General features: G+C 61.0%; 15 protein-coding genes. 4 read left to right on the forward strand and 11 right to left on the reverse strand.

Translation table 11 applies throughout. The features are described 5' to 3' along the window. Window positions 1-284: 284 nt before the first annotated feature. Window positions 285-1,328, reverse strand: coding sequence for a serine hydrolase domain-containing protein (locus BCV67_RS06520; protein WP_197430076.1), 1,044 nt, complete (start codon window positions 1,326-1,328; stop codon window positions 285-287). Between the two features lie 369 nt (window positions 1,329-1,697). Between BCV67_RS06520 and BCV67_RS06525 the strand changes: the two genes are divergently transcribed. Further along, window positions 1,698-2,510 (forward strand): hypothetical protein, encoded by an 813-nt coding sequence (locus BCV67_RS06525; RefSeq protein WP_062166975.1) that lies wholly within the window; start codon window positions 1,698-1,700, stop codon window positions 2,508-2,510. Continuing rightward, complete coding sequence (locus tag BCV67_RS06530) at window positions 2,500-5,637, forward strand: DEAD/DEAH box helicase (protein ID WP_062166976.1); 3,138 nt, start codon at window positions 2,500-2,502, stop codon at window positions 5,635-5,637. The genes BCV67_RS06525 and BCV67_RS06530 overlap by 11 nt, the downstream gene beginning before the upstream one ends. Window positions 5,638-5,879: 242 nt before the next feature. Here BCV67_RS06530 and BCV67_RS06535 read toward each other — a convergent pair whose 3' ends face one another. From BCV67_RS06535 to BCV67_RS06565, 7 genes are all read right to left on the reverse strand, one after another. Further along, on the reverse strand, window positions 5,880-6,398 hold the full coding sequence (locus tag BCV67_RS06535) for a hypothetical protein (protein WP_062166977.1): 519 nt from the start codon (window positions 6,396-6,398) through the stop codon (window positions 5,880-5,882). 125 nt (window positions 6,399-6,523) lie between these two features. Next, window positions 6,524-7,402: a tyrosine recombinase XerC gene (gene xerC / locus BCV67_RS06540; RefSeq protein ID WP_062166978.1), complete on the reverse strand. Its 879-nt coding sequence runs from the start codon at window positions 7,400-7,402 to the stop codon at window positions 6,524-6,526. Between the two features lie 16 nt (window positions 7,403-7,418). Continuing rightward, window positions 7,419-8,096, reverse strand: coding sequence for a DUF484 family protein (locus BCV67_RS06545; RefSeq protein WP_057629383.1), 678 nt, complete (start codon window positions 8,094-8,096; stop codon window positions 7,419-7,421). Next, on the reverse strand, window positions 8,093-8,944 hold the full coding sequence (gene dapF, locus BCV67_RS06550) for a diaminopimelate epimerase (RefSeq protein ID WP_062166979.1): 852 nt from the start codon (window positions 8,942-8,944) through the stop codon (window positions 8,093-8,095). The genes BCV67_RS06545 and dapF overlap by 4 nt, the downstream gene beginning before the upstream one ends. Continuing rightward, the gene (gene lptM, locus BCV67_RS06555) at window positions 8,937-9,182 is read right to left on the reverse strand and encodes an LPS translocon maturation chaperone LptM (RefSeq protein WP_062166980.1); all 246 of its coding nucleotides are present in this window, start codon (window positions 9,180-9,182) and stop codon (window positions 8,937-8,939) included. The genes dapF and lptM overlap by 8 nt, the downstream gene beginning before the upstream one ends. A 53-nt stretch (window positions 9,183-9,235) precedes the next feature. Continuing rightward, window positions 9,236-9,643 (reverse strand): YbaN family protein, encoded by a 408-nt coding sequence (locus BCV67_RS06560; RefSeq protein WP_062166981.1) that lies wholly within the window; start codon window positions 9,641-9,643, stop codon window positions 9,236-9,238. Window positions 9,644-9,661: 18 nt separating this feature from the next. Continuing rightward, window positions 9,662-11,770: a S9 family peptidase gene (locus BCV67_RS06565; protein WP_062166982.1), complete on the reverse strand. Its 2,109-nt coding sequence runs from the start codon at window positions 11,768-11,770 to the stop codon at window positions 9,662-9,664. Window positions 11,771-11,873: 103 nt separating this feature from the next. Here BCV67_RS06565 and BCV67_RS06570 point away from each other — a divergent pair, with 103 nt between their 5' ends. Further along, a complete protein-coding gene (locus BCV67_RS06570) occupies window positions 11,874-13,076 on the forward strand; it encodes a pyridoxal phosphate-dependent aminotransferase (protein ID WP_062166983.1) in 1,203 nt (400 codons plus the stop codon). Between the two features lie 540 nt (window positions 13,077-13,616). Here the strand turns inward: BCV67_RS06570 and BCV67_RS06575 are convergent. Beyond that, the gene (locus BCV67_RS06575) at window positions 13,617-15,716 is read right to left on the reverse strand and encodes a prolyl oligopeptidase family serine peptidase (RefSeq protein WP_062166984.1); all 2,100 of its coding nucleotides are present in this window, start codon (window positions 15,714-15,716) and stop codon (window positions 13,617-13,619) included. 68 nt (window positions 15,717-15,784) lie between these two features. Then, entirely contained in the window at window positions 15,785-16,102 is a 318-nt protein-coding gene (locus BCV67_RS06580; protein ID WP_062166985.1) for a hypothetical protein, read from the reverse strand. Between the two features lie 136 nt (window positions 16,103-16,238). Between BCV67_RS06580 and BCV67_RS06585 the strand changes: the two genes are divergently transcribed. Beyond that, window positions 16,239-16,838: a lipocalin family protein gene (locus BCV67_RS06585; RefSeq protein WP_062171475.1), complete on the forward strand. Its 600-nt coding sequence runs from the start codon at window positions 16,239-16,241 to the stop codon at window positions 16,836-16,838. A 633-nt stretch (window positions 16,839-17,471) separates the two neighbouring features. On the opposite strand, the gene BCV67_RS06590 is transcribed toward BCV67_RS06585, so the two are convergent. Continuing rightward, a complete protein-coding gene (locus BCV67_RS06590; protein WP_062166986.1) occupies window positions 17,472-17,819 on the reverse strand; it encodes an SH3 domain-containing protein in 348 nt (115 codons plus the stop codon). Window positions 17,820-17,879: the final 60 nt, after the last annotated feature.

Here is a 17,879-nt window from a genome sequence, read left to right on the forward strand (position 1 = left end):
CGGACCGCTGGCCGCCGACCGTCAGCCTACGCACTTGCCACGCTCTTCCAGAAGCGGATACGTGGCATGGCTCGATTGTGAGCTCTGGGTGTGCCTAGGGAGCCGGGGCGATACATCCACGCACGCCCCAATCGCCTCGCGGAGAACGGTGATGATTTCGACGCGGTGGTGATCGGATCAAAAGGAAGAAGCCCGGCTTTTGGCCTAGCACCATCGCATGATGACAGGACTGTAGCGATGATAGTGGACCAGTTTCGCCGGCGCATTGTCAGCGTAGATACTCGTTACATCAGACTTGCCTCAATCGCATCCGCCAGTTCGAACAATTTACCCCTGTAACTGTTGCCTAATAGAACGATTGTCAAACCTCCGCTCGAAATCAACAGTGACTCGTAGCTTCCTGATCGCCCGTCATGAACATGCCGGCTCAACCTTCCGTCCTGATATTCCACCTGCCCAAGCGAAGACTGGGAGTCTGCAGAGTCGTATCTATCTGCTAATGCAGCTAGTGATACAGCGTTCAGAAGGTTGCCTGAATTCAAACATCTGGACCAATTCAGCAGATCCGTCGTTGAGAGATAGCTGCCGCCGGTTATTGGGAGCTCAGGTTTATCTGCGACCAGGTTTTCCTTGAATCCTGAAGCGATATCACTTCCCACAACTATTGGTGTTATGGCAGCTCCGGGCATGTCGCACCGTCGGAAGATTTCCTCCGCAACGTATGCTTTGTATGGCCGGCCAGTCAGCCTTTCGACGATCAACTGCCGGACAAAAATATTATTGTTGTTGTAGTCATAACTCGAGCCAGGATCGAAATCGAGAGTCTGGATTCCACGCAAACCATCGTAGATATCTTTGTCTCCGCGAACTTTCTTCCAGTGAACATTCGGAATTCCGCTCGTATAGTTGAGCAGATACTTCACTGCCACCCTGTCAGCCCAGGGCGAGAACTCGGGGAGGTATGTTGAGACGGGATCTTCAAGGTTGAGTTTCCCTTCTTCTTGCAACTGCAGAATTGCAACCGAACTAAATTCCTTGGTGATGGAACCAATGTTGAAGCGATAACTTGAGTCAAGCTTTTTGGTGCCGGCCGCATCGGTAAAACCAAACGAATGGCTGTAAACCACCTCATTGTTGACTGCAACCAGCACGTTGCCATTGAAGGCGTCCTTGCGTGCCGCTTCTTGCATGATTTCATCAATGCGCTGCTCCACCACATCGTTGGCAGACGCGCGCACCTGATATGTGGACAAACCTGCAAGCACAAGGCAAGCGGCCTTCGATGATAGCCGCGCCTTTTGCAATATGCTGCCGATGATCGCTGGCATCCCCACTCTCTGTAGCACCTACGGCCCAATGGCTGCGAAGCATGCCTGGGACGCAGGCTTTGGGCAAGTGCAGTAGGTAACGACGAGATTCAAGCCTTCTCACAGCATTTGGAAGGCGTAATGCGACCCGGCAAAGGCCAGCGACTTTATTATCCCGAACGCCCTATCTCTCGCAGATGACAAGCGACTGTTTTGGGTCCTATGACGCCCTACGGCTAGAAGCGGACATCCACCCTGCCCTCGATAAACATCCCTAGTGACCCGACCCCCTACATGTCGGGTATCGGCCAAAAGTGGGCGTTCGTTTTGAAGAAGAACTGAGCATCTCAGATATTGCGGCCAGGTTGATTCCATATAGAATCATCACCCATGAATTCGCCAGCTTACCTTCATCATCTGAAGCAGGAAAAATCATTGGCGCTGGGTGAGGGCTTCGACTGCGAAGTCTGGGAACTTGCCGTCCCTGACGATTCTACGTCACTAAGTGAGTGGGCTCGTCGGTTTCGTGAAACCTACTGCCTCGATAGTGACCTAGATATCCTGCGCGAGGGCACAGGCAAGTCACGAGCCGAATATCTGCTGGAACTGGTCTTTCCCGACGAGCGCATAGCACCTGGTCCCGCCGTACGCTCAGGCGATTTTGCGGAGATGCTCGTCTCAGATTACGTCGAATTCGTCTTGGGCTATTGGGTTCCACGTGGCAAGTACGCAGAGAAGGGGAGTCGAGACGAGTCCGTCAAGGGGGTGGACATCATCGGCTTTCAGTGCCAAGACCCAACTGAGCCGAAACCTACCGACGAAATGTTGGCCTTTGAGGCGAAGGCTCAGCTCGGCGGTGGGATGTACAAAGATCGCCTGCAGGTCGCGGTCAACGACTCAGGCAAAGACTATCTTCGAGCTGGCGAAACGTTGGCCGCGATGAAACGACGTATGCTCGTATCCGGCGATCGTGCTTCGATGCTGGTTGTTCAGCGATTTCAGGACGCGGTCGACAGGCCCTATCGGCTTGTCTCGGGTGCAGCTGCCATTCTTTCCGATTCGGCTTACGATACAGACGGCATCAAGGGAACGTCTATCACCGGACACACCAACGCTGACAACCTGAAGCTAGTTGCAATCAGGGGCAAAGACCTGATGAAGCTCGCTCATGCCCTGTACCAGCGAGCAGCGAATGAAGCCTGATTTCAACAGTCGTCGGTACTTCGGAATTACCCGCTCGAAGGGAAAGATGTACGAGTTGGGTTTGCCTGAAGAGTCCCACATCGCCGTGCCGGACGGAGTTGAACCTGCCGCCCTGTTCCCGTTGTCTATCGGGACGCTAATGGATGCGTCGGCAGCGCTAAATGACGCTATCGATGTCGAAGGGGGCCTAGCCGACGACCTGCGAGACGATATCGGTTTTGCTGCAAGCTTCTTCGATGCTTACTTGAGTTCTCGGTTTGATGCCAGCGTGTCGCGGGAAGTCACTTTGCTCGCATCAGCCAGCTATTTCTTGGGCCAACGCCCAGGAAGTAGCTTGGTCCTTGCCCGTCGGCTTCAAGCAGAATCTGCCAATCCAATCGAACACCTGACGATCTGGGTACTGCGAGCAGACTGGCGTGCACCGCCAAAGCTGGCTGTGCATTGGCTATCCGGGATGCTCCAAGAGCTTTCCTTCCGGCTCATGGGCCACTTCAACGAGGGTGTGCCGCCCGAATCGGCCATCGAGTTACTGAGCGAACTCCGTCAATTGACCTATGCTAGCGGCAGCTCAAGGGAAGTTGTACTGGTGGAGGTCGCATCGGCCGTGGTCAGGCTGCGTTTGGCGGGATCGGCCTGGATCTTGTTGCCTAAGTTTACTGGGTTGGACAATGCAGCTTGGGCTGGCGCAATCCGTCGCCCCGGCTTCCCTAAGGAACTCTGGCCATCCCAGAAGTTGCTCGGCAAGGCCGGCCTTTTCGCTGGAAGGTCGGGGGTAGTCCAGATGCCCACGAGCGCTGGCAAGACACGCTCTGTAGAGGTCGTTCTCCGCAGCGCATTCTTGGCTGACCGGACGCGTGTCGCGGTGATCGTCGCTCCTTTCCGCGCCTTGAGCCATGAGATTGCCGCTTCGTTGCGTCAATCGTTCAAAGGCGAAGACGTCAAGGTCAACGAGCTTTCCGATGCACTGCAGCTGGACTTCGTCGATCAATTGGCCGAGTTGCTCGGCCAGACGGTCCCCGCAGCGCGGTACTTGCTGGTGTTGACTCCGGAGAAGCTCCTGTATGTGTTGAGGCAAGAGCCTAGCTTGATTGCGCACATTGGGATGGTGGTCTACGACGAAGGGCACCAGTTCGACGCAGGATCACGCGGGATCACTTATGAACTGCTGCTCACGGAAATCAAAGCGCTACTTCCAGCAACAGCCCAGACTGTGCTTATCTCTGCTGTCATCAAAAACGCTTCGGACGTCGGCACGTGGCTCATTGGTGCAGAGCCGAACGTTGTTAACGGTAAGAGCCTGTTGTCGACGGCGCGGTCAGTAGCGTTTGCGACCTGGAGTGAACGACTTGGGCAGCTTCTGTTCTTCGAATCGGATAGTTACGCCCGCCCGGACTATTTCGTGCCCAGGAGCATCGAAGCTCAAGAGCTTGAGCTGCACGGAAGGGAGAGAAATGTCAGAAGGTTTCCACAGAAGGGCGATGATGCTTGGAAAGACATTTCTCTCTATCTCGGAATTCGATTGGCTCCGAGCGGTGCCGTGGCCGTATTCTGCGGCAGAAAGGACACCGCAAGCGGCCTAGCAGAACGAGCAGTTGAAGTGTATGAGCGGGGGTTCAAGCTACCCTCTCCAGCTGCGGCATCCGACGCCAATGAAGTTCAGCGCTTGACTCACCTGGCGACAGAGCATTTTGGGGCGGACTCCATGGTGACGAAAGCCGCATTGCTCGGCGTCTTTGTACATCACGGAACGACACCTCAAGGATTACGCCTATCCATTGAGCATGCGATGCAAAGCGAGCTCATCAAGCTGGTCATTTGCACTTCGACTTTGGCTCAAGGCGTCAATTTGCCAATTCGGTACCTAGTCGTTTCGGGAGTGAATCAAGGCGCTGAACGTATCAAGACGCGAGACTTCCAAAACTTAATTGGCCGAGCCGGTCGCGCAGGCATGCATACCGAAGGACTTGTCCTTTTCGCGGACCCCAAGGTCATCGATAATCGTCAACGTGAGAATTGGCGCTTGGAAGCGGCAGTTGGGCTATTAAAGGCAGAGAATTCCGAAGAAACATCAAGCTCGCTTCTCGAATTACTTGAGGCTATTTCGTCGCCTGATGGCAGAAGCACTTTGCCAATCGCGACCACCGAAGTACTGCAGGCATACTTCAAGCGAGGCGAGGAGTTGGCGGCATGGACCAGGCATATGGCCGTCGTTCATCAGTCACTTGGATTCGACGAACGGTCGTTGGCGAAGGAAATTTCGAGAAGGCAGAGATTGATGGTAGCTCTCGAAAGCTTTCTGATGGCCAATCGTGGATTCGAGAGCTTCGAAAACGTACTAGGAAAAGTGCGGGTGTTGGCAGGCTCTACGCTGGCTTTTTCCTTGGCGGACGAGGCCATGAAAGCGTCTCTTGTTCAACTCTTTGTGTTGTCGGCAACGCACATCGAGCAAGTTGTTTCCGAACCCGCTCGACAGATGTCTTATGCTAAGACGCTGCTGGGCGCTTTCGACGCAAAGATAGTCGACGCTTGGGTCCAGGAACATGCGAATGCGCTGCGCACTCTTGCGACACCTGATGCGTGGCTGACGGCAATATGGCCGCTTTTCATGACTGTTGTCGACGACAAGCTACTGACAGCGATGGAGCCCGCTGGGATGCCGATGCAGCTCGCGCAGGGCTGGATGCGCGGGGCTTCATACCGAGAGCTGATTGCTATGACCAAGGACGCCAAAGCGTCTAAGCCTTGGGGAAAAGCCGCTCGCCGCAAGCTCAACGATGCCGATGTGCTTCAGTTCTTGGAAGGCTGTCTCGGTTTTGATTGCCCGTTGATCGTCGCCGCCGTAGGTCAGTTCCTTTTCGGGGCAACAGGGCTCAATGGCGAGGAGGCTGGCGCGCTTAACGATTTTCAGAAGTCTTTGGCTTACGGGTTGCCAAGCAGACTTGCGGTGTCGACCTATGAGTCTGGTCTGGCCGACAGGCAAGTTGCGCAGGAAGTTGCGTTTCAAGTTCGGCTGACTGGATATGAAGGGTTCAATTTCCGTGCCGCGTTACGTGAGCACCGCGATGTAGTTGTACGCTCACTGGCGGCGTACCCCTCTTACTTCGACAAGGTGCTCGATGGTCTGTAAGTCCTAGCGCGGCTCTTCGCGATCTTGGGTTACTGGTGGCGAAGCGGTATTAAGGTCGACAGCTTCCAATCGAACGGATGCAATGACGCGTTGTGTGCAAGCGTTGATAGATTGCATCAGTCGGCAGTCAAGCAACGAAAGACTGCTTAGGTCGAGAACAGCCTCCACCCCCGATACATCTTCCTAATCCCCTGCCCCGCCGGTGTCCGTTTCCGGCCAGAAGCCGACATTGGCAAAGACAGCTAGTTTCCCCGTCCATACCAAGGGCCAACGGCTTCTGGCAGATACGGCCAGTCCGAAGGCCGCGGAAGCGCTGCTCGCGAAGCCTCTGCGTGCTCCGGCGTGAGAAACAAGCCGCCCAGTTCATTGCCACCGTCGATCGCATAGAAGCGGAAATTGGTGTTGACAAGCTGATCGTTGATCACTTTAAAGAAGACGTAGGTAGCAGCTCCCCAGCTCGCATCCTCACTCCTCTGGATATCCGCAGAGTAGATGACGTACTCCGTGCCATTGACCCGAATGGCGTAGCGCGGCATGTCGGGGTCAACTACGTCCTCGATGTGCGCAGGCTGGGAAACATACTTCTCAAGCTCTGGCAGAAGTTGCGAGTACGCCTCGCCAATACCACTCTCCGCTAGATTTTCGGCGTCAAGGAGGATTAATTTGTCGTAATCGAGGTTCACGTTTTTGGTTGTCTGTGCATTGCAAGTGGCGGCCATGATGACCATGAAAAACGTGGTCGCAAACTTGACCAACTGCATGATGGAACCTCCTGTTCCCGTTCAAAACTACCAGCGCTTAGTCCCGCCAACAACCGAAGCATCGCTGGAAACGAGCAGTTGCCCAATGTCCGCTCCGGGTCGGAGGCAGCCATCCAAAGAAAAACTCAGCTCTTACGCTTCGCCCTAGGATGCGCAGCATCATAAACCTTGGCCAGATGCTGGAAATCCAAATGCGTATAGATCTGCGTGGTCGCAATATCCGCATGCCCCAGCAGTTCCTGCACGCCGCGCAGGTCGCCTGAGGATTCCAGAATATGGCTGGCAAAACTGTGCCGCAGCATATGCGGGTGCACGTTTTTGAACAGCCCCTGGCGTTGCGCCAGTTGCTTGATGCGGATCTGCACGGCGCGTTGGCTGATGGGTCCGCCGCTGCGGCCTGGGAATACCGGTTTCTCGCCGGTGCCTCCACTTTCCTTGCGCCACTCCTGCAATGCGTTCATTGCATGCGAGCCGACCGGCACGGTGCGTTCGCGGTTGCCTTTGCCGTGCACCAGCACGATGCCGCTGGCGGTATCGAGGTCGCGCCAGCGCATGGCGCAGAGTTCGCTCAGGCGCAGGCCTGAGGAATAGAACAGTTCGAGCAGCGCGCGGTCGCGCAAGCCGAGCGGTGCATCGGTGGGCAGTTCGACCAGCTGCACAGCTTCATCGGCGTCCAGCACCTGCGGCAGTTTGCGTGGTGCCTTGGGCGCGCGCAGGCCGGCGGCGGGGCTGGTGTCGATGACGTTGTTCTTCAGCAGCCAGGCGTAGAAGCTGCGGCAAGCCGACAGGCGGCGTTGCAGGCTTTTGGCCGACAGGCCGCGGCGGTGCTCGCTGGCGATGAACTCGCGCAGCTGCTCGCCTTGCAGCGCCTGCGGATCGGCGACTTCGTGCGCTTCGCACCATTGGCTGAGCGCAGCGAGGTCGCGCTGGTAGGCGTCCAGCGTGTGCGCCGACATGCGGCGCTCGACCTGCAGATAGGATAGGAATGCCTGGACGGCACTCATCGCCGCGTCACTCCATTCAAGCGCTGTGGAAGCGCTGCAAACCCGTCACCAGCGATTCACCCATCATGCGCAGGAACAGCGTGCCCATGCCGGGATAGAAGCGGTTGGGGTCGTAGCTGCCGACTGCAATCAGGCCGACGCCGGGCAGCGGCAGCAGTGCGGTGGACGAAACTTCGTTGACGCGCTCGCCGTACAGCACCACGTTCTTTTCCTGCTGCAGGCGGCCGCAGATGGGCTCGCCGTCCTGCAGGCAGTCGTGGAACGCAGCCAGCCGTTGGTCGTCCTTGGCGATGACCTGCAGCCACGGCGCTTCGGCCAGTTCCGGCACGTCATCGAAGGAGACGATGCGCACCAGGTCGCCGGCGAAATCTTCTTCCAGCGAGGCGGCCATGGCGCGCAGGGTGTCGGCGGCGCTGTTCTGGCGCATCAGCGCCAGGGTCAGCTGGTGAGTGCGCACGGCCAGGCGTTCGTTGATCTGCGCGTTGGCGCCGAGGTCCGCCAAGCGCCGCGACAGCTCGCGGTTCTTGTCGCGCAGCACTTCCAGCTGGTAGCTGGCCAGCGAGGCGGTGGGGCCGTCGTCGCGCGGCACCACCATGGTCAGTGCCAGATCGGGGAACTGCTTGAGGAAGCTCGGATGACGCCGCAGCCAGGCTGCAACTTCATGGGCACCGATTTTCTCGACTGTGTCGTTCATCCCATCCACTCTCCGTCGAATACGAATGCTGCCGGGCCGGACATCACGATCTCGGCATCATCTGCCGGCCATTGGATACGCAGGTCGCCACCGGGCAATGAGATCAACGCGTCGCGCTGCAGGCGGCCGCGCTGCATCAGCACTACCGCCGCTGCGCAGGCACCGCTGCCGCAGGCCAGGGTTTCGCCAACGCCGCGCTCGTAAACGCGCAGACGGGCGTGGCCGGCGTCCATCACCTGGGCGAAGCCGACATTCACCGATTCGGGGAACGAGGGGTTCTGCTGCAGCAAGGGCCCTACCCGCTCCACCGGTGCGGCGTCGACCGAGCCCACTTCCAGCACCGCGTGCGGGTTGCCCATCGACACGGCACCGAAGCGCACGTTCTCGCCCTGCAGCGAGGTCATGTATTCCTCACGTGCGCGCGGGAAGCCGAGCAGTGGGATCTGTGCCGGTTCGAACTCGGGCTTGCCCATGCCAATGGCGTATTCGCCATTGGCCAGGCGCTGCACGGCGTGGGTACGGGTGGGGCTGTCGATGATGAAGTCATCGCCCTGCACTGCGCCGTCGCGCACCAGCCAGGCGGCCACGCAGCGCGCGCCGTTGCCGCATTGCTGCGAGGTGGAGCCGTCGGAGTTCCATATACGGTAGGAAGCCACGGCGCCTTCGCTGCGCGGCGGCTCGATGGTCAGGATCTGGTCGCAGCCGACGCCACGATGGCGGTCGGCCAGTTGGGCGGCCTGGGCGGCATCCGGCGGGGCGCTGCCATCACGCAGGTCCAACACCACGAAATCATTGCCGGCGCCATGCATCTTGCTGAACTGCAGGCGCCCTGTTGCCGACTTACTCATTGACGCCATCACCACCGGTTGCATCGTCCAGGGCCTTGTCGGCCTTCTTGTCGGCAGCCGGATCGGCCTTGTCGGGCGCAGGCGCGGCAGCGGGCTGCTCCTCCGGGATGACTTCCTGTTCCTCGATCGGCACCGGCTTCTGCGGCATCACCAAGGGGCCTTTGTTGCCGCAGGCGCTGAGGGCCAGCAGCAGGAAGGCCGCCGGGATGAGAATCAGAAAACGGGACGTCTTGTTCATGCCCCGGAGTATAGCCACTGGACCATGAAGTCCGAACCGCAGGCGTGCGCTGTTCAGCGTTCGCCCGGCGGCAGGGGCCGCAGCCACAGCCACAGGCAGACGCAGGCCATGATGGTGATGGAGGTCCATTTCACCCAGGCCAGCGGCACGCACCACAGGGTGATCAGGGCGCAGGCCAGCATGGTCAGGCTGGCCATCCACTTGCCCTTGCGGCTTACCGCGCCGTGCGCCTGCCAGTCGCGGATGGCCGGGCCGAAGCGCGGGTGGTCCAGTAGCCAGCGGTGCAGCCGCTCGGAGCCATGCGAGGCCGCCCAGGCCGAAATCAGCACGAATACGGTGGTGGGCAGGCCGGGCACAAAAATGCCGACGATGCCCACTCCCAGGCTTACATAGGCCAGCAGCCACCACGCCCAGCGCAGGCGCGGCGGGCGTGGTTGGGGCGGTGGCGGTGTCTCAGGCATGCCCACAACCCTGCTGCATCAATCGGCCAGGCCCAGCTGCCACAGCACGAAGGCGAAGGACTCGGCCTGTTCCTTGTAACGCTGGAAGCGGCCGGACTTGCCGCCATGGCCGGCTTCCATATTGGTGCGGAACACGATGGGCGCGGTGCCGGTATTGACGTCACGCAGCTTGGCTACCCACTTGGCCGGTTCCCAGTACTGCACCTGCGAATCCCACAGACCGGTACCTACGAACAGCGACGGGTAAGCCTGGGCGGTGACGTTGTCGTACGGCGAGTACTTGAGCATGTAGTCGTAGTACGGCTTCTGCTCCGGGTTGCCCCACTCGTCGTACTCGTTGGTGGTCAGCGGGATGCTGGCATCGAGCATGGTGGTCACCACGTCGACGAACGGCACCTGCGCCACCATCACCCGGTAATCGCCCGGCGCCTGGTTGGCCACGGCGCCCATCAACAGGCCGCCAGCGCTGCCGCCGGAAGCGGCCACGCGATCCTTGGCGGCGTAGCCCTGCGCCACCAGAGCGCGGGTCACGTCGACGAAATCATTGAAGGTGTTCTGCTTGTGCAGCAGCTTGCCGTTGTCATACCAGCTGCGGCCCATTTCCTCGCCACCGCGGATATGCGCGATGGCGTAGACCACGCCGCGGTCCAGCAGGCTCACCACGCTCTGGTTGAAGCCCGGGTCCATCGACATGCCATAGCTGCCGTAGGCGTACTGGTACAGGGCGGCGGTGCCGTCCTTCTTGAAGCCCTTCTTGTAGACCAGCGACACCGGAATGCGGGCGCCATCGCGGGCGGTGACCCAGACGCGCTCGGTTTCGTATTTGCTGGGGTCATAGCCGATCACCGGCTGCTGCTTGAGCAGGCGGCGCTCGCCGGTCTTGACGTTGAGTTCGTAGGTGGTGGCCGGGGTGGTCAGCGAGGTATAGGTGTAGCGCAGCCACTCGGTCTCGGGTTCGGCATTGATCGACAGGCCCATCGAATAGGCCGGCTCATCGGCCTTGACGAACTCGCTGCGGCCGTCGGCAAACAGCAGGCGCACGCGCTCCAGCGCTTCGGCGCGCTCGGCGATGGCGGTATAGCCGTCGAACAGTTCGAAGCCTTCGATCAGCACCTGCGGATCGTGCTTGACCCAATCCGTCCACTGCTTGCGGCTGGTGGCGCCGTCCGGGGCGGTGACCAGCTTGAAGTTGGTGGCGCCATCGGCATTGGTGCGGATCACCCATTGGCCGTTGTAGTGGTCGGCGTCGTATTCCACATCGCGCTCGCGCTTTGCCAGCACGGTGAACTCACCCGGGTTGGCGGCCGAGGTGTAACGCAGCTCGGAAGACACAGTGCTGTCCACGCCGATGGTGATGAAACGGTCGTCGCGGGTACGGCCGATGCCCATGTAGAAGCTGTCGTCCTTCTCCTCGTAGACCAGCACGTCGGCGCTGACCGGGGTACCCAGCACATGCTTCTTGACGCGTACGGTGAGCAGGGTTTCCGGGTCGTTCTCGACGTAGAACAGGGTGCGGTTGTCATCGGCCCAGACCACGTTAGCCGACACGCCTTCGATCACGTCATCCAGCACCTTGCCGGTGCCCAGGTCCTTGAAGCGGATGGTGTACTGGCGGCGGCCAACGGCGTCTTCGGCCCAGGCCAGCAGCTGGTTGTCGCGGCTGATGTCCATGTCGTCGATGCCGAAGTAGCCCTTGCCTTCGGCCAGCACGTTCAGATCCAGCAGAACTTCTTCCGGCGCCTGCATGTCGCCCTTGCGGCGGGCGTGGATGGGGTAATCCTTGCCGGTTTCGTAGCGGGTGTAATACCAGTAGCCACGCTCGCGGTACGGCACGCTGGCGTCGTCCTGCTTGATGCGGCCGACGATCTCGGCGTAGAGCTTGTCCTGCAGCGGCTTCAACGGCGCCATCAGCGCGTCGGTATAGGCGTTCTCGGCGTTGAGGTAGGCCAGCATCGCCGGCTCCTTGCGCTCGTCGTCACGCAGCCAGTAGTAGTCGTCCTCGCGCTGTGCACCGAACGGTGCGGTCACCGTGTGCGGGCGCTTTTCAACATCCGGCGGGGTGGGCTGGGAAGCGGCGGCGGTATTGATCATCAGGCTTGCAACCAACAGGCAAAGAAAGGGTTTCATCAGGTTCGCTCCGGAACAGCGGTGGTGCATCCAGTGCAACAGCGCACAGTGTGCCACGCCCGGTGCTTGCGTCGTTGCCATCAACGCCGCCTATCATGCAGGCATGAACACGCCCCACGCCCCGCAAGCCCCCTATAGCCGCCGCAGTCAGGAGATCGCGCCCTTCCACGTCATGTCGCTGCTGGCCCGTGCCAACGCGCTGGAGCAGCAGGGCCACGACGTGATCCACCTGGAGATCGGCGAACCCGATTTCACCACCGCCGAGCCCATCATCCGTGCCGGCCAGGCTGCCTTGGCGGCCGGCCATACCCGCTATACCGCCGCACGCGGCCTGCCCGCCCTGCGCCAGGCCATCGCCGGTTTCTACGGCCAGCGCTACAACCTGGACATCGACCCGGAACGCATCCTGGTAACTCCCGGCGGCTCGGGCGCCCTGCTGCTGGCCTCCAGCCTGCTGGTGGACCCGGGCAAGCACTGGCTGCTGGCCGACCCCGGCTACCCCTGCAATCGGCATTTCCTGCGCTTGGTTGAGGGCGCGGCACAGCTGGTGCCGGTGGGGCCGGACAGTGGCTACCAGCTGACCCCGGAATCGATTGCGGCCAACTGGAATGCCGCCAGCGTCGGTGCCTTGGTGGCCTCGCCCGCCAACCCGACCGGCACCACGCTGGATGCTGGGCAGTTGGCGGGCTTGTCGGCGGCGCTGAAGGAGCGCGGCGGGCACCTGGTGGTGGATGAGATCTACCACGGCCTGACCTATGGCTTCGATGCACCCAGCGTGCTGGAAGTGGATGACGAAGCCTTCGTGCTGAACAGCTTCTCCAAGTACTTCGGCATGACCGGCTGGCGCCTGGGCTGGCTGGTGGCACCGCCGCGTGCAGTACCGGAGTTGGAAAAGCTTGCGCAGAACCTGTACATCAGCGCGCCCTCGATCGCGCAGCATGCGGCGTTGGCGTGTTTCGAGCCGGAGACGATTGCGATCTTCGAGCAGCGCCGCGAGCAGTTCCGGCAGCGCCGGGATTATCTGTTGCCGGCCTTGCGCGAGCTGGGCTTCCGCATTGATGTGGAGCCGCAGGGCGCGTTCTACCTGTACTGCGATGTGAGTGCGTTCACCGATGACGCGCAGGCATTTTGTGCGCATTTTCTGGAAACCGAGCATGTGGCGTTTACGCCCGGCTTGGATTTTGGCAACTACCGTGCCAACCAGCATGTGCGGATTGCGTATACGCAGGATGTTGGGCGTTTGCAGGAGGCGGTGAAGCGGATTGGGCGGGGGTTGGAGTGTTGGGGGCGCATTGCTGAAAGCTAAAAAGTTGGAAGCTGGGAGCTGGGAGCTGGGAGCTGAAAACTAAAACTTAAAAGCTAAAGCTAAAAGCTGAAAGCACCCCTCCCCAACCCTCCCCTTCGCCTTTGGCGAAAGGGAGGGAGCTGAAACAACGGCGCAAGCGGCAAGCCAAGCTCGGCAATCGCTTTGCTTGTCGCTCCCTCCCTTTCGCCAAAGGCGAAGGGGAGGGTTGGGGAGGGGTACTTTGGCTTTGGCTTTGGCTTTGATCTTCGCTTGGGTTGTCCCTTCTCCCGCTTGCGGGGGAAGGTGCCCGGAGGGCGGATGGGGGGAGGCTTTTGAGCTTTTGAGCTTCGGAAGCAATTGCCTCAGTTCACCATCAGTACTTCGCCGTGCCCTCACCCCAACCCCTCTCCCGCAGGCGGGAGAGGGGCTTAAGCAAAAAAGCAAAAACAAACGCCACCTTTCGGTGGCGTTTGTTTTGCATCACTTCAAAGCAAGATCACTTCAAAGCAAAAAGCATTTCAAAGAAAACACTTCAAAACGTAAGCAACCTCAAACCAAGCATCACTTCTTGCTCAGCTGCTCCCACAGGAAGCTGTACGCCAGCGCCGACATATGCGCGGCCTGCGCATTGTTTGCCGCACCACCGTGCCCGCCTTCGATGTTCTCGTAGTAGGTCACGTCCTTGCCTGCGTCGATCATCTTGGCCGCCATCTTGCGGGCGTGGCCCGGGTGGACGCGGTCATCGCGGGTGGAGGTGGTGAACAGCACCGGCGGGTAATTCTTGGCCGGGTCGAACAGGTGGTATGGCGAGAAGGTCTTGATGAATTCCCAATCGGCCGTGTCCGGGTTGCCGTACTCGGCCATCCACGAGGCACCGGCCAGCAGATGGCTGTAGCGCTTCATGTCCAGCAGCGGAACCTGCACCACCACCGCACCAAACAGCTCCGGGTACTGGGTCAGCATGTTGCCGGTCAGCAGACCGCCATTGCTGCCACCCTGCACGCCCAGGTGCTTGGCCGAGGTGATGTTGCGGCTGACCAGATCCTGCGCCACCGCGGCCATGTCCTCATACGCCTTGTGGCGGTTCTGCTTCAACGCCGCCTGGTGCCAGCGCGGGCCGTACTCGCCACCGCCACGGATATTGGCCACGACATACACGCCGCCCTTGTCCAGCCAGGCGCGGCCCATGCCGCCGGAATAATTCGGGGTCAGCGAGATCTCAAAGCCACCGTAGCCGTACAGCAGGGTCGGGTTGGAACCGTCCAGTTTCATGGCCTTGTCGTGCACCACGAAGTACGGCACGCGGGTGCCATCCTTGCTGGTGGCAAAGTGCTGCTCGATCACCTTGTCGCTGGCATCGAAGAACGCCGGCATGGTCTTGAGCACTTCCGGCTGCCTGCCGATTTCGGCCAAGGCCAGCGTGGTCGGGGTCAGGTAGTCGGTGACGGTCATCCACACCGCGTCGCTTTCGTCCGGGTCCACCGCGCCAACGCCAATCGTGCCGAACGCCGGTGCACCGGTGAAGTCGCTGGAAACCCAGCCATCCTTGCCGTGGGTCAGCACTTTCAGGCGATTCTTGACGTCGTCCAGCACGTTCAACACCACGTGCGACTTGGTCCAGGTGACGCCGGCCAGCGAGGTGGTCTCGGTCGGCGCGAACAGCACGTCGAACTCGCGCTTGCCGGCCATGAAGTCATCAAACCTGGTCGCCAGCAGCGAACCGGCGGCGTAGGTTTTGCCACCCACGGTCCACGGCTCACGCAGTTCCAGGGTCAACCATTCGCGGCGCACGCCCTTCTCGGCCGAATTGGGCGCGTCGACCTTGGTCAACTTGCCATCGGCGCCGATCACGAACAGCTCGTTGTTGTAGAAGGCAATGGTGCGGCTGACGAAGTTGCGCTCGAAGCCCGGCGTGTCGTCGTGCATCGCCGCGATGTACATGTCTTCCGGCTTGCCTTCATACACCGGGGTAGCGGCGGTGATCGGGGTGCCGCGCTGCCAGCGCTTGACCACGCGCGGGTAACCGGAAGTGGTCATCGAGCCCGGGCCGAAGTCGGTGAAGACGAACACGTTGTCCTGGTCGATCCAGCCCAGGCCGCCCTTGGCCTCGGCACGGAAGAAGCCGTCCTTGATCCAATCCTTCTTGGAGACGTCGAACTCGCGGGTGACATCGGCGTCAGCGCCGCCGCGCGACAGCGCGATCAGGCAGCGGTTGTATTCCGGGCGCAGGCAGTTGGCGCCATGCCATACCCAGTTCTCACCCTCGGCCTTGTTCAGCGCGTCCAGGTCCAGCACGGTTTCCCACAGCGGCTCGGCCTTGCGGTATTCCACCAGCGTGGTACGGCGCCACACGCCGCGCTCGTGCTGCTTGTCCTTCCAGAAGTTGTAGTAGTAGTCGCCAATCTTCTCCACGCCCGGGATCTTGGCGTCCGAATCCAGCACCTCGCGGATGCCGGCCTCCATCGCCTTGAACTGCGGGGTCACGGCCAGGCGGCCTTCGGACTTGGCGTTCTGCTCCTTCACCCAGCCCAGCTGTTTGTCGCCTGTGACGTCTTCCAGCCAGGCGTACTTGTCCTGGGAATCGTCAGCGGCCATGGCGGCCCCGGCCAGGCCGGAAGAAAGCAGACCCGCCACAAGGCAGGCGGAGGTGAGTCGAGACATGTTGGCTCCATGCGGTCATAAGCCGCGAACGCTAGCACAGGCCCTGCCCCGCCCCCACGTGTCGAAGGTCAGGCCGCCTGTGGCAGGCGACGCCGCGCCGGGCGGCGGCCACGGGTGGCCTGCGGGCCGCGCCGGCGCGGTTTGGCGTGGCGGTTCCGCCAAGCTGCCGGTAGGCGAAAGCGGTACAGCGCCCACCACGCGCTCAGCGGCATGCCCACCAGCCACAGCGGCAGCCAGCCTATCCATTGGCTGTGGCCGCGTGCCGCCGGCCACACCAGCACCAGCGCCAGCCCGGCCAGTGCGGCCTGCCTGACGCAGCGCAGCACCTGCGGATCGGGCGCTTCGTGCAAGTTAAGACGGGATGACGATGCGAGCGGCTTGGTCATGACGTTCTCCGGCAACATGGCTGTGTTGGAGTGCATCCTCGGTGGCCGCCATCTCACAGACTGCGACCTGCCATTGACGCGCCCATCGCTGCCCGTCGAACATGCTGCCCTGACCTTCACTGGTGCCCTGCCCGTAATGCGACCAATTCCCGTCTTCCTGTCCGCCGTGTTGTTGAGTGTTGCCCTGCCGCTGCTCCCGGCCCACGCGCAGGAGGCCGCCCCGTCGGCAACGACGGTGGAGGGAATTGCCGAAGGACCGATCGACCTGCAGCGCTTCATGGGCCGCTGGTACGTGATCGGCCGGGTGCCGAATTTCGTCGAGCGCGGCCACGTGGCCAGCGTCAACACCTATACTTTGCGCGACGACGACAAGGTTTCCATCCGCTACCAGTTCCGCGAAGGCTTTGCCGAGCCGGAAGAGGAAATCGAAATCCGCGCCAAGGTCGACGAAGACAGTGGCAACCGCCGCTGGCGTACCTGGTTCTATCGGATTGTGCCGACCCACACCCGCATCCTGGAAGTAGCCCCGGATTATTCCTGGGCGCTGATTGGCTACCCGGGCCGCGAGATGGCGTGGATCTTCGCCCGCGAGCCGGACATGGACAACGCCACCTACCGCCAGCTGGCCACCCGACTGCGCGACAAGTACGACGTCAACACCGACAAGCTCAAGCGCGTGCCGCAGCACCCACAGCAGGTGGACAAGCTCGGCTTTGAAGTGCCGAACAAGAAGTAAAAGGCTACTCAGGTAGTGCCGAGCCATGCTCGGCAGGGGCTTTACCAGCGACACGTCGGCTATGCAATCTGCAGGAGCGGCGTAAGCCGCGAAGCCGATGTTCCAGCAGCCGGCGAACAGCCAACCCCTCCCCAGCCCTCCCCTACGCCTGCGGCGCAAGGGAGGGAGCGTAGTGCCGAGCCATGCTCGGCAGGGGGCTTTCCCAGCGCCCCCTCAGTCTTTTGATATGTGGGAGCGGCATAAGCCGCGAAGCTGGCGAAAAACGACGCCTACACAGCCTAAAACCAGAGCCTCCCCCCATCCGCCCTGCGGGCACCTTCCCCCGCAAGCGGGAGAAGGGACAAGGTTTGCCGCAATCCCACGGTTTTCTGCAATCTCAAGGCTCGTTGCAATCTCAAGATTCGCTGCAGTCTCAGCGCACAGGTAACGCGACTGTCGAGCATCGCCCGGCACTAGGCCCCCCTTGCGCCGAAGGCGTAGGGGAGGGCTGGCTGTTCGCTGCCTGCTGGAACGCCGGCTTCGCGGCTGATGCCGCTCCTACAGATTCCATAACCGATGCGGTGCTGGGAGAGCCTCTGCCGAGCATGCCTCGGCACTACAGCTGCGGGCTATCTGCCAGGCTACAACTGCGGGCTATCCGCCCGGCTTGGCGGTCTCTATCACCACGCCCATCTGCTTGCCGGCCTCGGCCAGCCTGACCTTCTTGCCGTCGCTGCGGGCGATCAGATAGTCAGCCGATACCCAACCGCTCTTGCCGTCGGCGCGCACGTTGCACCACTGCAGGTCGGCCAGGCAGCGCTGCACTTCCACGGTGGTCCCCACAGGCAGCACCGCCAAGCGCTCGGCACGCTGGTCGGGGGCGCTGCGCAGGTTCAAGCCGTTGCTGACCTGGGCGGCGGGCTCATTGATGTGCGGTTGGAACCACAACACCGCGCCGATGATGGCCGCGCAGGCTGCGACGCGGGTGATTAGCCGGGGCATGTCGTCAAGGTCGGAGAATGCGTAGCGCAAGCTTGATCCTCATCGCCCCGGCTGACCAGC

The organism is Stenotrophomonas nitritireducens, from assembly GCF_001700965.1.
In the GTDB taxonomy this organism is placed as follows: domain Bacteria; phylum Pseudomonadota; class Gammaproteobacteria; order Xanthomonadales; family Xanthomonadaceae; genus Stenotrophomonas; species Stenotrophomonas nitritireducens_A.

Coding starts and splice junctions, on each gene's coding strand:
- BCV67_RS06520 (WP_197430076.1), bottom strand. CDS start 1,328: ATGCCAGCGATCATCGGCAGCATATTGCAAAAGGCGCGGCTATCATCG.
- BCV67_RS06525 (WP_062166975.1), top strand. CDS start 1,698: ATGAATTCGCCAGCTTACCTTCATCATCTGAAGCAGGAAAAATCATTG.
- BCV67_RS06530 (WP_062166976.1), top strand. CDS start 2,500: ATGAAGCCTGATTTCAACAGTCGTCGGTACTTCGGAATTACCCGCTCG.
- BCV67_RS06535 (WP_062166977.1), bottom strand. CDS start 6,398: ATGCAGTTGGTCAAGTTTGCGACCACGTTTTTCATGGTCATCATGGCC.
- xerC (WP_062166978.1), bottom strand. CDS start 7,402: ATGAGTGCCGTCCAGGCATTCCTATCCTATCTGCAGGTCGAGCGCCGC.
- BCV67_RS06545 (WP_057629383.1), bottom strand. CDS start 8,096: ATGAACGACACAGTCGAGAAAATCGGTGCCCATGAAGTTGCAGCCTGG.
- dapF (WP_062166979.1), bottom strand. CDS start 8,944: ATGAGTAAGTCGGCAACAGGGCGCCTGCAGTTCAGCAAGATGCATGGC.
- lptM (WP_062166980.1), bottom strand. CDS start 9,182: ATGAACAAGACGTCCCGTTTTCTGATTCTCATCCCGGCGGCCTTCCTG.
- BCV67_RS06560 (WP_062166981.1), bottom strand. CDS start 9,643: ATGCCTGAGACACCGCCACCGCCCCAACCACGCCCGCCGCGCCTGCGC.
- BCV67_RS06565 (WP_062166982.1), bottom strand. CDS start 11,770: ATGAAACCCTTTCTTTGCCTGTTGGTTGCAAGCCTGATGATCAATACC.
- BCV67_RS06570 (WP_062166983.1), top strand. CDS start 11,874: ATGAACACGCCCCACGCCCCGCAAGCCCCCTATAGCCGCCGCAGTCAG.
- BCV67_RS06575 (WP_062166984.1), bottom strand. CDS start 15,716: ATGTCTCGACTCACCTCCGCCTGCCTTGTGGCGGGTCTGCTTTCTTCC.
- BCV67_RS06580 (WP_062166985.1), bottom strand. CDS start 16,102: ATGACCAAGCCGCTCGCATCGTCATCCCGTCTTAACTTGCACGAAGCG.
- BCV67_RS06585 (WP_062171475.1), top strand. CDS start 16,239: ATGCGACCAATTCCCGTCTTCCTGTCCGCCGTGTTGTTGAGTGTTGCC.
- BCV67_RS06590 (WP_062166986.1), bottom strand. CDS start 17,819: ATGCCCCGGCTAATCACCCGCGTCGCAGCCTGCGCGGCCATCATCGGC.